Source organism: Arthrobacter sp. GQ119, assembly GCF_059759125.1.
Window position 1 is genome coordinate 71,546 of sequence record NZ_JCAXEA010000011.1, and the last position, 15,769, is coordinate 87,314.

Sequence of the window (15,769 nt, forward strand, 5' to 3'; positions counted from 1 at the left end):
CCAAATCTGTCAGGACAAAGAAGCACCGCACCCCTCGTTGCGGGGTGCGGTCTTCGGTTGAACGCTTCGGCGGGAGCGAAATCAGGGTGTGGACAATGTCCACACTTTGGCTCCCGGACTGGGGCGTACATTGTCCGGATCGGGCCGGATTCCGCATGTTTCCGCGGGAGCCTAGTGTTTGCAAGGGCTGGAATGCAGTTCGAGTCCCACCTCGGGCACAGCATATCCCCTCGTCAGAGGGGTTTTTGCTTTAACGTGTCGACATAGCTTGTGGTGGCGTCCCTCTGACGCTAGGTTCGCGGGCTGTTGCCCGGCCGCCGCGGGGCCTATTCAGGTGTGTGAGGTGGCGGGGTTCAAGTTCGGCTGATGGGCCTCCGCTTGCTGGAGTGTGAGGCTATGCGCTTCCTTTCTGTTTGGTCTTCGCGGCCGGTTTTGTCCGTCACCTGTTCATGGGGCGGCTCGGCGCCGGCGACATGATTTTGATGACTTTTCAAGTCTTTCTTGACTTCTTTGCCGCGGTGGCGGGGCTGATCGGACCGCTTTTGATGCTTTTGGGTGTTGGCAGTGTCAACACCCCGTGATGGCGCTCTAGGTTGATGCTCGGGCTCCTTCGACGCGGGGGGATTGCGGTTTGCCTTGTGTTTGGGCACAGAGGACTTGGTCCGCTGGTTCCTTGATGGCCGGGATGTCTGCGATGAACTGGTCGCGGATGCCCGCGAATTGGAAGCTTGCGATGAGAGAGTGATGAGCGGTCCCGGGGGATTGCCGCGCTGGTCTCTGGGTCGCCGTCGTCGTGGGTGAAGGTTTTCTCCCCGACGAGCAGCCCGTCGCTGATGGTGATGCCGCGTTCGGCCAGCACGCCGGTGAGTGCAGCGATGATCGCCGCGCGGGGTTTGGGCTGGCTGGCGTCCCAGGGTGTTGAGGTGTAGACGGCGAAGAGGACACTTGTGGCGTTCGGGTCCTGGGTGAGGTAGCCGGCGACGGTCCGGGCGTAGCCGAGCTCGCCGCCGTCGTGCCGTGGGAGGTCCATCCGCAAGGTGGCGCCGAGGCGGTCGGTGTCCACGGTGATGCAGACGAGGCTCTCCTGTGGCCAGAAGCCCAGGGTGTGTCCGATGAAGCTGAGTAGGTCTGCGGGGGATTTGATTGTCAGCGTTTCCATGGTCTTGGCTTCCTTGACCTTCTTGGCCTGGCGGTGGTCGTTGGGGTGTGGGTGCCGTTCTGATAGAGGCGATCACCGCTGGGTAGGAGGGTCCGGAGTGCAACTTGGGGAACCGGACGCAAGCAAAAGTTTTGTGTGGAGATAGGCGACGGAGGAGCGCCGAACGAAAACTTTTGATGGCAGTCACTCAAATAGTGCCTAGCACCGTCTCAAAAGCTGAGGGTTGAAAGAGATTGACCCGAGACAAGGCGCTCGATTTCCTGTCATCGCAGAGTCTTACAAGACAACCTCGGAGGATGAAAAGGGATGAGACCGATCCGGCTGACAAGACCATATGTTCGACGGTGTTGCGGGGGACGTGTCGGAAGTGTCAGGTTGGGACCTGAGACGTTCTAAAGCCGGTGCCAGAAAAGCAGAAAGGCCCTATTCTGACAGCGCTTCTGCTACCTGTCTGACGTCAGCTTGGGGTGTGCTGCAGATTGAAAGTATGTGGTTGGTTGACATCAGCGTTTGCCGGATTCGCCAGCCGCGTTCCTGAATTTGCCATTAGGGAACGTCCTTGCTGGTCGTGACGGTATAGAAGATGTAGCTGTGCTGGGTGATTAGCACACCGTGCCGGCCAACCTTTCTGCCGTGGTTATTGCGCGGTCCCAAGGCAACGTTCAGGTCTTCACGGATCTGTTGTGCCTTGTCGCCCCTGACTTCCAGGAGGTAGGGGGCATCCGTTTCTCAGTCATGGCTTCCTCAGCGGATCCCGTTGCGCCTCGCCAAATGGGCGTACGCGCTGATTGCTGTGTGTGGCGGAACTTAGAGGGTGGTGGCGTTGAGGGAGAGCGCTGCCCGGGCGGATACGTGCCAGTTGATGGCTTGGGCAGCCAGCAGTGCTGCGCCGACGGCGGTGACCTCCGGCTCGGGGATGACGTGTACGTCGGTTTCGATGAAGGTCCGTTTGATGTCGATCCAGCCCTGGGATCTGGCCCAGCCGCCGGCCATATAAACCGGAGAACCTGGGGGCATCCGTGAAGCCACTGCTTCAATGGCGGCGTCGCCGGCCCGTGCCAGGGCGCCGGCTACTGCTGATGCGCGAGACAGGGGTGCAGCTGGGGCGTCGGGGGAGTACTTGGGCCGCACGCCTCCTTGGCCTCCGGGGATGAAGCTTTCTGAGTGGAGGTATTCGTCGGGTTTTTCATGGCCGTCGATGATGGCTCGGAGGGCGGCGGCGACGGCAGGGTCCTGTGAGGTCCAGTCCACGTTGCGGGCGAGCTCAGTGACTGTCAGTAGGGTGCTGCCCTCGCTGAGGATGCCGGGCCCGACATCGCAGTTTCCAAACCGGGGTACGTTCGGGGTAGGGGACTGGGCAACTACTACTTCCGCGGTACCCATGGAATCGAGAATCGCACCAGGGTGCAACTGGTCCACCCCCCACCCGCCGATGGGGTGATCGTGGCCGCCGGCAACGACGGTGGCGTGAGGTGCGAGGACTCCGGCGCCATTCAGACGGGAGGACTGCAGGGGTCCGACCGGTTCTCCGGTTCGAGTTACTTCCGGCAGCAGGTCGGTGGATCCGAGTGTCATCTCGACTCGGTTGGCCAGCCAGGTCCGGGTCCGCCTGTCCCACGCCGCTGTCCGTGATGCGAGGGTGTCGCTGATGAAGGACCTTCCGGACCAGCGGTTTGCGGCGTAGTCGGTGATGGCGGCCCATGAAGCGGGCTGGGTGCTCGTGTCCTGTTGGCGGGACCAGAGCCAGCCAGTGAGGGTGTGGGAGGGATTGGCGTGGACGCCGATCCAGTCCGAGGAAGAAAGATGCGGTTCCAGGCTTTCGAAAAGGCGGGTCCGGCGCGGGTCGAACCATGCCAGGGCCCGGCCGAGTGGCCGCAGGTCCTTATCAAGGAGAACGCCGTCTTCTCCCACGCCGGCGCAGGCCACCGCGGCAACCATGTAATCGGTGCCGCAAACTTCCAGGATCATATCCTCAATCGCGTCCAGGATCCCTTGGGCATCAATCGATAGGTCAGAGCGATTGCGGGGGGTTGCCTGCCGTGCACGTGCGACGACGCTGCCGCTGGGGTCGATCGCGACGACTTTGCAGTTCGTGCTGCCGATATCGATGCCGCAGACGACCTCTGTACGCTCGCTCGATCCGCCCATGTTTTGCATCCTTTGATTGACGCCCATATATGAAGTTCAGGTCCTAGTCGCTGAAAGAGACGCTCTTGGTCAGGGAAGCAATCTCGGCCAAAGTCTTCTCTGCAACGACGCGTTCACGCTGCCAGATGTTTCGGCCGACGATAACACCCCGCGCCCCGGCGCGGATGGTTCCTGCAACTGCTTCGATGGTATCGGCAGGCTCGCCCGCTAGGGGCCCACCGGCAATAACTAGGGGCACCCCGAGTTCATCGGCGAGGCGCTTAGTGCGCTCTTCACCGGGGAAAGCGATCTTGATGATGTGGGCGCCGAGGTCATAAGCGATTCGGGCTACCTTTTCTTCTTCGATAATGACTTCTTCGGTCCTTGGTGCACCGATGAGTACAGGCTCCAGGACAAGCGGGATGTCCCACTGGTCGCATGCGGAGATGACCTGTCCGACGCGCGTGCACATGGCCACCTTTTCAGCATTGGACATGTTCCAGGGGAACAGCATCTTCACGGCATCAACGCCCATTCGGACGGCTTCTTCCACCGTCGTGATGAGGCCGTGGGAACCCTTGCCGTCCATTTCGCGGTAGTCATAGTAGGTATCGATGGCGAGAACTCGACTCAGCTGCGGATTCTGGGCAAAGAAACCCTCCGTCTGTTTCACCTGGCCAAGGGTCATCATGAAGCCGGTAACGCCGTGGTCAGCCCAGGCGGCGAAGGGAGCCGAGGGGGTCTCAAGACCCTCGATGCGGTCAAAGATCAGGCCGTGGTCAACGGGCATAATGATCGCAGCGCGGTGGCTGGGCAGCGTGCGGCGCATACGGTATTCCATGGACATTGAAGCCTGCTTTCTATAGACGAGCCACGTTGCTGTCGACAGCGGTTTTGTAAATGGTTGGGTCCGGCACGCCGCAAGAGGCAACAGTGCATCTTGTACGTACAGTATGGACTGACCTACCTTATTCTCCGGACTTCTTCGCCGTCAAGGGCATGCCACCTCTTAGCAGTTCCTCGGGGATTTGACCTGACCGTACTGTACGGTCGGTCTACAATGAGATGGACAATGTTCCCGTGCGCAGACCTCACCCTAAGGAGGGCCTCGTGTCAGTAGCAGTTGCCGACTCGATCGACCGCCAGTCCCCAACGCCTTACTACCAGCAGCTGTTTGATGTCCTCCAGCGGAGGATCGCTGCCAAGGACATCGCGGCAGGGGAGCGGCTGCCCAGCGAGAATGAACTGTGCACCGAGTTTGGCTTGTCACGGGCGACGGTGCGCCAGGCACTGAAGCTGCTTGAATCCCGGGGGCTGGCCCACCGCATCCCGGGCCGCGGCGTGTTCGCCAGCGAACCGACGGCCGACAAGGGCTGGGTCATCCAGGGCCAGCAGGGGTTCCTGGAAAACGCCATCAGTCACCAGAACAGGCATGTGACCACTCAGGTGCTGCGTTCCGGTCCGGTCATCCTGCCTGACAGCGCGTGCCGTTCCTTGGAGCTTCCCGAGGGGACCAGGGGCTTCGAGCTGGTCCGCCTGCGCTCTTTGGACGGCACGCCTGCGGTCTACAGCATCAACTACAGCCCGCCGGCTGTCGCCCCTGTCATAGCCGGGGCGGCGGACGTTCTGTCCGGGCTGGCTTCGCTGTCGGAGCTTCTCGCGGGCGCCGGTTACGGCCTGGGCGGCGCCAACCGCACCATCCGCGCGGTGAACCCGGCCCCGGAAATTGCCAAGGCTTTGAACGTCACGGATTCCTCCCCGCTGCTGCGGATTCAGTCCACCTCCTGGACGGCCCGCGGTGAACGGTTTGACGTATATGAGACGTGGGTGCGCAGCGAGATCGTTCCCCTCGAGGTCAATGTCAGCACTGTTGACCTGACTGCCGGTCGCTAGGGGCCCTGGCGCCAAAGAGCCTCCGTTTCATTCCTGAAGCGGAGGCTCTTTGTGCTCAAGTGCCCTGCAGGACGCTTGATGTTGCTAGGCCGTGATTAGCTCTGAGGCAGGGGTTGGACTTTTGTCGGGCTCGGCTTCAGGAACTCGGAGCCAGCGGACTGCCACGCCGGCGGCGACGTACAGTGCGGCGAAGATGATCGTGACTCCGCCCGGGCCGATGAGTCCGAGGAAGACGGCCACGATCAGGGGGCCGACGAAGGTGGCGGCGCCGGCCCCGAGGTTCAGCAGCGCGACTGCGTTGCCTTTCTGGCCTGGCGCCATCAGGGACATCAGGACCGAGATGGGGGTGAATCCGGCCAGGGTCACGCCGTAGAAGGCAGCGCAGGCAACGGCGACCCAGTACTGCGATCCGGCCATCTGCGGTACGAAGTAGAAGCACAGGGAGCCGACGGCGGAACCGATGCAGCCGAACCAGCGCAGCGTGCGGTGCCAGCCCAGCCTGTCGCTGAGAACGCCGAAGAACAGGTTCGCGAAGATATTGGCAAATCCCATGGTGAAGATCAGTTGCAGCCACCCGGCCGTGCCGAACCCGAGGTCCGTGGCAAAGACTGTCGGGAGAAAGACCAGGAATCCAAACTGCGGGGCCGTGTTTACTACCCGGATGAGGGCGCCAAGCCCGACACGTGGGACCTTTACGGCGATAGAGACGCTGCTGATGATGCTCTGGCGCGCCGTTATGCCCGGGGCAGCGAGGCGGTCGCCTCCCCTTGCCTTCCGGATGCCCACAAGGCAGACTACGCCTCCGGCGATGACCATGAGCAGCGAAACCCACAGGGTCATATACTCGCCGATGATCGGTTCGGTGCCGCTGGCCATCAGGGAACCGAGCGTCGGCAGACCGCCGGTGAAGGCGAAGTAGAACCAGCCAACAGCGGATCCGAGCCGGTTCGCGGGGCTTCCTGCCAGGATCCAGACCAGGAACCCGTAGGCGAACAGCGGGTAGCCGAAGCCGCGGATCGCGTAGGTGAGCAGGATCAGGGTGTAGTTCTGGGACGGAACGGCGATGGCCAGGAACAGCACTTCAAAGACGGCCCAGATGGCCAGGCCGAGCAGCATGACACGCCGGGGGCCCCAGATGTCGGAGAGAGCTCCTGCGAGCCAGGATCCAAGGGTGACGATGAGGCCGTAGGCAGTGATGATGACCGCGGCTTGGGTTTCGTTGCCGGCGCCGTTGGAGGCCAGGAAGGGGGCGATGTAGCCGGATTCGACTCCGTCGCCGACCATGAAGAGCAAAAGCCCAACGAATCCCCAGACCAGAGGCTTGGGCAATCCGAGCCTGTCCAGGAGGCCAAGGCGGGCGGAACTGTTTGCAGCGAGCTGCGCAGACATAAATGAGTACTTTCTGGAACGGACGGTCCGCGGCGTTTAGCGCTGCGGCAGGATGTGGACTTTGCGGGCGGATTCGGAGTGTGCGGCCTCAAGCGCTGCTGCATAGTCGGCGAGCCCGAAGGTGTGGGTCACCATGCGGGAGGCGAGGTCGGGGAGTTCCGTGATGGCTTCCACGGCCGCCGGGTAGGACGTGGCCAGTGATTGGGAGCCGACGAAGGACAGTTCGCGGTCGAAGAGGTCGTAGGGGAAAAGGTCGATGCTGGCGGTGGGGCTGACGACGCCCATCTGCAGCAGCGTTCCACGTTCGGCGAGTTTGGCGATGGCGTCTTTGACGGCGGAGGGGTGGCCGCTGGCTTCGATGACCAGGTCGACGTCGCGTTCGGTGGCTCGTTCGCCGGGCGTGTAGGCGTTGTTGGCACCGAATTCGAGGGCCGCTTCCCGGCGCACGGGGCTAGGTTCGACGACGTCGATGGAAGCGGCGCCCCGCGCCTTGACGAGGGCGGCTGCCAGCAGGCCGATGGATCCTGCGCCGTAGATCAGGACGCGCTTGCCGGTGACAGGAGCGACCCGGCCCAGGGCGTGCAGGACGCATGCCAGGGGCTCAATGAGGGCTGCGGTGGTCCAGTCGATGCCGTCAGGCAGGGCGAAAACGACGGAGGTGGGAACCTTGACCAGTTCGGCGACGGCACCGTTGCTGGTGACTCCGATGGGTACGAGGTTGCGGCACAGGTTGGTCGCCCCTGCCTGGCACTGGTCGCAGTGGCCGCAGGCCACATTCGGGTCAACGCACACGCGGTCGCCGACTTTGAAGCCATTAACGTCTGATCCGACCTGGACGATGGTTCCGGCAAATTCATGTCCGGGGACCACAGGGAAGGTGCCGGTGGGGTAGTCTCCTGAAGCCAGGTGGATGTCGGTGCCGCAGATGCCTACCGCTTCAGGGGCGATCACAACTTCACCGGCGCCGGCGACAGGGTCGTCAATTTCCGCGACCTCAATCGAGCCTTTTCCATCCAGGATTACTGCGCGCATCTATGCGCTCCTCTCCGCGTCGTTACGGCAGAGGGCGATCCTCGACCGTGAGAGTTGATCCGGCTCCATCGAACGTGGGGCGGGATGTCTACTGGGTCACAAGAATACGACAGTAATGGCAGGAATGTCTAGACGAGACATACTGTACGTACAGCGGCATTGGCCGAATGCTTGTACCCGCCCAGGAGGATGGCCGTTCGGGCTGCCGGAGATCTCATCGACCGCTTCAGGAGGGAAGTGCGGACCCTTTAAACGGCAAAGATCCCCGGCATGCGGGGATCTTTGCCGTTTGCGGCAATTGGGGCCACCTCATCCCGGCCGGGACGTGCGCGGCTGTCCTATTTCACTGCGCCGAAGAGGAGCCCGCGGACCAGGGACTTCTGCGCCATCCATCCGGCGATGATGACGGGGATGCTCAGCAGGGTCGCGGCGGCCGCGACGTGGGCCGTGTACAGCTCGCCGAAGCTGAGGAATTTCTGCAGGAACAGCGGAAGGGTCGAGGTCGAGTTGGTCAGGTTCACGGCGAAGAAGTATTCGTTCCACGAGAAAACGGCGCACAGCAGCGCAGTCGATGCCAAGCCCGGGCGGACCAGCGGAAGAATGATGGACCGTGCCGCGCGCCATCGGGACGCACCGTCAACTGCGGAGGCTTCCAGGATTTCTTCCGGGATTTCCTGCATGAAGGACCTGATCATCCAGATCGCCAGTGGCAGGTTCATGCCGATGTGCATCACGATGAGGATCCCGAGCGTGTTCAGCACTCCGAGGGCCGTTGCGATGACGTAGACGGGAATGATGGCCGCCGCCATGGGCATCATTTTGGTGGAAATGAAGAAGAACAGCCCGTCCTGCGCCTTCTCCACCGGTCGTATGGACAGGGCATAAGCTGCAGGCAAAGCCAGGACCAGCACCACGAGCGTGGAAGCCACCACAACGATCAGGGAGTTTATGGCGTAGGGCCAGAACCCGGCCGAGAACACATCCTGGTAGTTCTCCAGCGTTGGCGTGAAGACGAGCTTCGGGGCGGCGGCTGCGGCATCGGGTTCGGTCTGGAAGCTTTTCAGGAGCATGTAGGCGATCGGCAGGAAGAGAATGAGGCTTCCCAGCCATCCGCCCAGGCCCATCAGGACATTCTTGAGCTGCTTGGTGGGGCGGGAGCGGCGGATCACGGGTTGGCTGCGGGCGGCGCGGACGTCCGTGGCCGTCCGGCTGGTGGTGGCGGTCATCGACGTCCTTCTTTCTGGAAGATGCCCGAGAGCAGGCGCAGTGCCGGCAGTACGAGCGCAATGGTGATCAGCAGCGCCGCGATGCCAAGGGCCGAGGCGGTGCCGAAGTCGAAACCGTTGAAGCCCTTCAGGTAGATGTAGTAGGTGATGTTTGTGGTCTGGAATGCGGGGCCACCGGCGGTCAGCAGTGCGATTTCACCGAATGTCTGGATGAGGTTCATCGCCAGGAGCAACGCCGCCAGTTCGATGTAGGGGCGCAGGTGAGGGATGAGAATGAAGCGGAACTGCCGCAAGGGTCCGGCGCCGTCGACCCTGGCCGCTTCGAGCTGTTCCTGCGGCGCGGACTGCAGCCCGGCGATCAGAATCAGCATGGCAAACGGGGTGAAGCGCCACGTGAGCAGAATGATCAGTGCCGCCATGGGGTACTCGCTAAGCCATGAAACTGCGGGCAAACCCACCAGGCGGGCGAACCAGCCAAGGAGCCCGAAACCCGGATCGAACATCGCCGAGCGCCAGAACAGCGTGACCGCCACCGGCATGACGAAGAAGGGTGTGATCGCCAGCGTCCGCGCGATACCCCGCCCCGGGAAGGAGTGGTTGAGCAGCAGAGCCAGGAGCAGGCCGACCACGATGCACGCCACCGTGGAGACACCGGTCATGATTCCTGTGTTCCCGATGGAACGCCAGAAGATTTCGTCCTGGACGGTGGCGAGGTAGTTCGCGCCTCCATTGAACTTTGCCGGCTGGTTGCTCAGCAGGCTCCAGCTCTGGAAGCTGTAGATCAGGGTCAGCAGGAAGGGAAGCTGCGTGAGGAGGATGGTGAAGACGAGGGCCGGCAGGAGCGGACCGCGGATCTTCCAACGTTCCGCCCGGGTGAGTTCGCGGACCAATGCCGGGGGGCGGGGTGCGGTGGTGGTGTTAGCCAATGGAGTGTCCGATCGGAGCTAAAGCGCCGTCCGCGGGAGTTCCGGGAGGAAGCTCCCGCGGACGATGCGATGGGTCTACTTGAGGTAGCCCGCGGTCTTGACCGCGTTGGTGGCGTAGTCCTGGCTCTTCTTCAGGGCATCCTCGACGGACTGGGTGCCGCTGATGGCCCCGGCCACCTGCTGAGAGACGAAGTCGCCGATTCCGACGAATTCGGGGATCTGTACGTACTGAACTCCGGTGTAGGGGACCTTGTCCCTGGTCGGCTGGAGCGGGTTCGCTGCCTGGATCGACTTCTGGGTCAGGTCTGCATACTGTGCTGCAGCCTTCTTGTACTCCGGAATTTCGTAGGTGGACTTGCGGGAGCCCGGCGGGATAGCGTCCCATCCGGCTTTTTCACCGGCGAGCTTGATGTATTCAGGGCTTGTGACCCAGGAGATGAACTTCCAGGCAGCCTCCGGGTTTTTGCTGCTGGAGGTGATGCCCAGGCCCCAGGACCAGAGCCAGCCGGAGGGGATGCTCGCCGGGCCGGTCGGTGCCATGGCGAAGCCGATGTTCTCCTTGACCGCCGGCGTTGCCTGGTCCAGGACTGATCCGGCAAAGACGGTGTCGTCGTACCACATAGCGGTTGAGCCCTGGCTCATCTTCTGCAGGCAGCCTTCCCAGCCATCCTTAGCCGCGTCCGCCTGGCCATTGGCCCGCAGGAGATCCACATAGAACTTGACCGCTTTCGTGGTCTCGGGCGAGGTCAGCTGCGGTTCCCAGTTCTCATTGAACCAGCGGCCGCCGAACGTGTTGATCACGGTCGTCAGCGACGCAAGGTTCTGGCCCCAGCCGGGCAGGCCGCGCAGGCAGATACCGGAGACACCCTTGGCCTTGTCGTCCATCTTGGCGGCTGCGGCAGCAATCTCTTCCCAGGTGGGGGTCTGGGAGATCGTCACGCCGGCCTTCTGAGCCAGGTCCTTGCGGTAGAACAGGAACGAGGAGGATCCGTAGAACGGGGCCGCGTAGAGCTTGTTGTCGGCCGAGACGATGTCCGCGATCGGCTTCAGCAGGTCATCCTTTTTCCACGCCGTGTCCCTGTTGGCGTAATCCTCCAAGGGAAGGATCCAGTTGTTCTTGGCCCAAATCGGCACTTCATAGCTGCCCATCATGGCCACGTCGAACTGCCCGGCCTTGGTCGCGACGTCCTTGGTCACCGCAGGGCGCAGATCATTCTCGGGCAGGGTCGTGAACTTGACCTTGATGCCCGGGTTCTTCTGCTCAAAATCGCTGATGAGCGACTCGGCCGTCTTCATCTGCGGATTCGCGGCGAGGGCCACGTTGATCGTGACCTCTCCGCCAGGTGTTGTACCTCCGCCGTTTGTGGAGCAGGCGGTGAAGGAGCCCGCGAGGAGCGCTCCGGCCGTGGTCACGGCCAGCATCCGCGCTGCCGCCTTCCGGCGCTGTGGTCCGATGTGCATCTTAAACCTTCCTAGATAAACAACTCTGGTTATCAAGCTGTACGTACAAGACGTATCGGCTGGACTGACTACAGCATAAGCGTGACCTGAAACACGGTCAATAGCCTGAGATGGACTGTACGTACAGGATCGACAATACGGACATTACGGTTTATCGTGGTTTCCGGGACAGCTTGGTGCAAGCGAAGCGGTCACCCCTCCGACTCATATCCCGACACGAACGCAAGCATCATCCGCTCGTGTCCCCGCCGTCGCTGATTCCCGGCGACGACCCCCGAAAGGACTCTCAATGGCTTTGGTCAGTGGCATGGACATAATCAAGGAATGCACCTCCCGCGGACTCGTGGCAGGCTCGTTCAACACCACCAACATCGAGACCACGATGGGAATCATTGCCGCGATCGAGCGGGTCGGAGTGCCGACCTTCATCCAGGTGGCGCCTACCAACGTGGCCCTCTCCGGCTACGAATACATCTACGACATGGTGAGCCGCCGGCTGGCGACTTGCGACGTGCCCGTCGCGCTGCACCTGGACCACGGAAAGTCGCTGGAATCCGTCGAGGGTGCACTGGCTGCCAAATTCACCTCGATCATGATCGACTACTCGGAGTACCCCTACGAGGAGAACATCAAGGTCTCCGCCCGGGCCCGCGAAATGTGCCCTCCAGATGTGGCGCTCGAGGCGGAGCTGGGCAGCATTGGCGGCAAGGAGGATGACGTCGCCCCTGAGCACGCCAGCTACACCGACCCTGACCAGGTGAAGCACTTCGTCGACGCTGTCGGATGTGACATGCTCGCTGTGTCGGTGGGCAACCAGCACGGGTACGCGCCCAACGCCCGGATCAACTTCGACCTGCTTGCCAAGATCCAAGCGGAAAGCCCCGTCCCCCTGGTCATTCACGGTGCTTCCGGCCTGCCATCCGAGCAGCTCGGCCGACTGCACGAATTCGGCGTGGTCAAGGTCAACGTCGCCGCCGACCTGCGCAATGCCATGATCCGCACCTTCGGCGAAGCCTACGCCGCCAACCCCCACGAGAACTCACTCATCCGCGTCTCAAAGAACGCCGTCACGGCGATCACCGACGTTGTCGAGGCCCGGATCCGCACCCTGAACCCGTCAGTGGCATAGCGAGGAAACCCGGTGCTACCCACAATCACGGTCGACGTTGGAACGACCAGCATCAAACTGTGCATGTTCGGCACAAGTGGAAAGGTGGTTGCATCAGCGCGCCGCGCCACGCCCACGGTGGAGGACGCCTGGGGCGAAATCTATGACTTGGGCTCCCTGACGGGTGCCGTCTTCGATTTCATCCGGCATCTTGACCCAACGACGCGGGCGAGCGTGAAAAGGGTAGCAATTACCGGCGTTGGAGAGTCCGGCGGCCTGGTCCGCCCGGACCTCTCGCTGGCGTCGCCAATGATTCTCTGGCACGACCACCGGGGAGCGGACTACCTAGCGCGGCTAACCCCTGCAGACCGCGCACAGATGTACCGGATCACCGGCCTTCCGGTCAACGCCAACTACGGGTTGTCGAAGGTGGCCTGGGCTGCCGCGCACGCCCGGGATGCCGCTGATGATGCGCAGTGGTTGAACATCGCCGAGTATCTGGCTGCCCTGATGACAGGCCGTCGCTGGTCCGAGTACTCCCTGGCGAGCCGAACCATGGCACTGGATTTGAACCTCCGTAAATGGTCGCCTGAGGCCTGCGCACTCGTCGGGCTCGACGTCGGGATCTTTCCGGAGCTGCGCAGCGCCGCGGACGGCGCCACCATCGCACGGGACTTCGCGATTGAAATTGGCCTGCTCGAAGACGTGAGCGTCCACGTAGCCGGCCATGACCATATGGTTGGCGCGGTCGGTGCCGGCCTCAGCCGCGGAGAGCTGCTGAACTCCACCGGCACCACCGAAGGACTGCTGTTCCTCAGGGATGCACCCAGCCTTGATGAGCGCTCGGAGCGGTCGAAACTGGCCAACGGCTTCGCGTGCACCGGCGCGGACTACACCCTGTTCGCTTCGATACCGACCGGTGGCTCCGCGTTCGCGACGCTGCAGAGCATGCTCGGCCTTGACGCTGCGCAATTGTCAGCCTGCATCGAGGACCTGCACGGACGGTACATCGCAGGGAAGATCGACCTGGGCAGCGTCCCGCTGATCCTGCCGCAGTTCCGGGGAAGCCCGCCCCCAACCAAACGTGCCACGGCCCGGGGAGTGATTGCCGGGCTTCGAACCGATACCAGCAGCGCGGATCTGGTCCTTGGATGCTTCATGGGCATGGCCCTGCAGTTCCAGGACGTTCTGAACCTCTTCCCCGACTCTCCGGAGCGGATAAAGGTCATCGGCCCGGCCAGTGCAAACCCCCTGTGGCTGCAGCTCAAAGCCGACCTGCTCGGAACACCGCTGAGCGTGTCACAGCTCAGCGAAGTTGTCTCCAGGGGGGCCCAGGCCCTGGCCTCGGACGTGTCGTGCGATTGGGATGCCTGCCAACCCGAAGACGTGCTTGTCGACGACCGCCGACAGGCGCGCCTGGGCGAGTGGCACGCCGAGATCCAACCCCAGTGGGAGTACCTGAAAGGAGTCCCGGCGTGAAAACCCGGAACGGGCACGAACAGGGACGAGCCCAGCTCGACATACGTTCAGGAGCGAAGCGATGACGCTTGTTGCGGGCATTGATTCATCCACTCAGACCTGCAAGGTCACCGTGCGGGACCTCGCCACGGGCATGCGGGTACGGGAGGGAAAGGCCTCCCATCCGCCCCAGACCATCGTGCATCCGGATGCCTGGTGGGATGCGCTGCTCACCGCGGTACGCCGGGCCGGCGGCCTGGACGATGTTGTGGCCATCTCTGTCAGCGGGCAGCAGCATACACCCGTGTTCCTCGACGCGGCCGGCAACATCGTCTGCGAATCACCCCTGTGGAACGACACCGGATCCCACTCACAGATGGTCGACCTCAACAACGAGCTCGGCAGAGGTGAGTGGATCCGCCGCACCGGCCTGCCCCTGACACTTTCCGACACCGTCACGAAGCTTCGGTGGCTACGGGACGTGAATCCGGAAGCAACCCGGCAGACAGCGGCCGTCGCTGTTGTCCACGACTGGCTGACCTGGCGCCTGATGGGATTCGGCCCCGGCACGGGAGGCGTTGACCAGCTGATCACGGACCGGTCCGAGGCCAGCGGCACAGCGTACTGGTCCGGTGAAACAGGCGAGTACTGCATGGATCTTTTCGAGCACGCCTTCGGCAAGAAGGCCCTGCTGCCGCGTGTACTCCACCCGCTCGATAAAGCAGGAGTGACCGGCGCCGGCATCCCCGGCATCCCCGCCGGGATCGCCGTTGGAATCGGCAGCGGCGACAACGCAGCCGCAGCACTGGCGCTCGGACTGGCCGAAGGAGACGCCGTTCTCTCGCTGGGAACCTCAGGCGTGGTATATGCCCGCTCGGCAACGCCGGTCCACGACTACGCCGGATACGTCTGCAGCTACGCCGACGCCACCGGCGACCACCTTCCCATTGTCGCCACACTGAACGCAGCACGGAACTTCGACCTCGGCGCCGCCCTGCTGGGCTGCAGCTACACAGAACTCTCCGACTTGGCGCTCCAGGCCCCTCCCGGAGCTGAGGGCCTGACACTGCTGCCGTACTTTGAGGGTGAACGGACACCCGATTTGCCGAACGCCCGCGGCTCATTGCAAGGTGCGTCATTGACCAACTTCAACCGGCCCAACTTCGCCCGCGCCATCATCGAAGGAACCCTCGCCAGCCAGGTTGCGATGCTCGACATCCTTCGAAACTGCAAGGTCAATCCAAACAGGCTGATGCTCATCGGCGGGGCCGCCGAGAGTCCCGCCGTGCAGCAAATCCTCAGCCAGATGGTGGACATACCCGTGGTCGTGCCCGAATTCGACGAATACGTGACCAAGGGCGCGGCGATGCAAGCAGCCGCGGCTCTGGCCGGTTCGTTCCCCTCCTGGCACGCGGTGATGGTTGAACTGCCTACGGCACCGCTACAGGCACAAATCATCGAGCAGCACACCGCGGCAAAAGCCCTTCTGGGCTACGAAGAGGCAAAGTCGAACCAACTGACGCGGTGAAGGCGGAGTAGGTAACACCGCCACCCACGCAACCCTGTTGGGCTGCATCTCAGCGTCTCATCACACAGCACAGCACAGCGCAGCACAGGGGAAGCATGACCATCGCATCAACGGAGTCCAGGTCTGAAATCGTGACCGCAACCTCGGTCTTGAGTTGGTCCGTGTTACCGAAGCGGCGGTCATCGCCGCAGGGCAATGGGTCGGCATGGGCGACAAGAATGCCGCTGACGGCGCAGCCGTCGACGCCATGCGCTCCTTCCTTTTCACCGTCAGTTTCAACGGCACCCGCCTGGCCGCATTGGGAATGAACAACGCCCTGGCCGTCCTGGCCGTCCTGGCCCTCACGGAACGAGGGGCAATGTTCGACCCCATCCGCAGGCGTCACCGACAGCTGCCACAGCACGAGTTGTAGTAGGGAACAGCTGTTTGCGGCTCTCGGGATGCCTTGGACCAGCGAACCAC

General features: G+C 62.7%; 12 protein-coding genes and 1 pseudogene. 5 read left to right on the forward strand and 8 right to left on the reverse strand.

The genetic code is table 11. The features are described 5' to 3' along the window. Positions 1–490 precede the first annotated feature (490 nt). From AC6CH3_RS11835 to AC6CH3_RS11845, 3 genes are all read right to left on the reverse strand, one after another. On the reverse strand, positions 491–1,159 hold the full coding sequence (locus AC6CH3_RS11835) for a DUF4192 family protein (protein ID WP_498132607.1): 669 nt from the start codon (positions 1,157–1,159) through the stop codon (positions 491–493). A gap of 807 nt (positions 1,160–1,966) precedes the next feature. Continuing rightward, the gene (locus AC6CH3_RS11840) at positions 1,967–3,307 is read right to left on the reverse strand and encodes an FGGY-family carbohydrate kinase (protein ID WP_498132608.1); all 1,341 of its coding nucleotides are present in this window, start codon (positions 3,305–3,307) and stop codon (positions 1,967–1,969) included. A gap of 43 nt (positions 3,308–3,350) precedes the next feature. Next, a complete protein-coding gene (locus tag AC6CH3_RS11845) occupies positions 3,351–4,133 on the reverse strand; it encodes a class I fructose-bisphosphate aldolase (protein ID WP_498132609.1) in 783 nt (260 codons plus the stop codon). A gap of 263 nt (positions 4,134–4,396) precedes the next feature. On the opposite strand from AC6CH3_RS11845, the gene AC6CH3_RS11850 reads away from it, so the two are divergent. Next, positions 4,397–5,179: a GntR family transcriptional regulator gene (locus AC6CH3_RS11850; protein ID WP_498132610.1), complete on the forward strand. Its 783-nt coding sequence runs from the start codon at positions 4,397–4,399 to the stop codon at positions 5,177–5,179. Between the two features lie 84 nt (positions 5,180–5,263). On the opposite strand, the gene AC6CH3_RS11855 is transcribed toward AC6CH3_RS11850, so the two are convergent. The 5 genes from AC6CH3_RS11855 to AC6CH3_RS11875 form a co-directional block, all read right to left on the reverse strand. After that, entirely contained in the window at positions 5,264–6,568 is a 1,305-nt protein-coding gene (locus AC6CH3_RS11855) for an MFS transporter (RefSeq protein ID WP_498132611.1), read from the reverse strand. Positions 6,569–6,604: 36 nt separating this feature from the next. Next, positions 6,605–7,600 carry an alcohol dehydrogenase catalytic domain-containing protein gene (locus AC6CH3_RS11860; RefSeq protein WP_498132612.1) on the reverse strand — a complete coding sequence of 332 codons (996 nt, stop codon included), beginning with the start codon at positions 7,598–7,600 and terminating at the stop codon, positions 6,605–6,607. 338 nt (positions 7,601–7,938) lie between these two features. Beyond that, positions 7,939–8,826 (reverse strand): carbohydrate ABC transporter permease, encoded by an 888-nt coding sequence (locus AC6CH3_RS11865; RefSeq protein ID WP_498132613.1) that lies wholly within the window; start codon positions 8,824–8,826, stop codon positions 7,939–7,941. Next, positions 8,823–9,752 carry a carbohydrate ABC transporter permease gene (locus AC6CH3_RS11870; RefSeq protein WP_498132614.1) on the reverse strand — a complete coding sequence of 310 codons (930 nt, stop codon included), beginning with the start codon at positions 9,750–9,752 and terminating at the stop codon, positions 8,823–8,825. The genes AC6CH3_RS11865 and AC6CH3_RS11870 overlap by 4 nt, the downstream gene beginning before the upstream one ends. A 75-nt stretch (positions 9,753–9,827) precedes the next feature. After that, on the reverse strand, positions 9,828–11,213 hold the full coding sequence (locus tag AC6CH3_RS11875) for an ABC transporter substrate-binding protein (protein WP_498132615.1): 1,386 nt from the start codon (positions 11,211–11,213) through the stop codon (positions 9,828–9,830). 289 nt (positions 11,214–11,502) lie between these two features. Here AC6CH3_RS11875 and AC6CH3_RS11880 point away from each other — a divergent pair, with 289 nt between their 5' ends. The 4 genes and pseudogenes from AC6CH3_RS11880 to AC6CH3_RS11895 all read left to right on the forward strand — a co-directional run. Continuing rightward, complete coding sequence (locus AC6CH3_RS11880) at positions 11,503–12,342, forward strand: class II fructose-bisphosphate aldolase (protein ID WP_498132616.1); 840 nt, start codon at positions 11,503–11,505, stop codon at positions 12,340–12,342. A 12-nt stretch (positions 12,343–12,354) separates the two neighbouring features. After that, complete coding sequence (locus AC6CH3_RS11885) at positions 12,355–13,800, forward strand: FGGY-family carbohydrate kinase (protein ID WP_498132617.1); 1,446 nt, start codon at positions 12,355–12,357, stop codon at positions 13,798–13,800. Between the two features lie 61 nt (positions 13,801–13,861). After that, on the forward strand, positions 13,862–15,307 hold the full coding sequence (locus AC6CH3_RS11890; RefSeq protein ID WP_498132618.1) for an FGGY family carbohydrate kinase: 1,446 nt from the start codon (positions 13,862–13,864) through the stop codon (positions 15,305–15,307). Positions 15,308–15,440: 133 nt separating this feature from the next. Next, a pseudogene (locus AC6CH3_RS11895) lies at positions 15,441–15,677 on the forward strand (fructose-bisphosphatase class II); the annotation flags it as partial. Positions 15,678–15,769 lie beyond the last annotated feature (92 nt).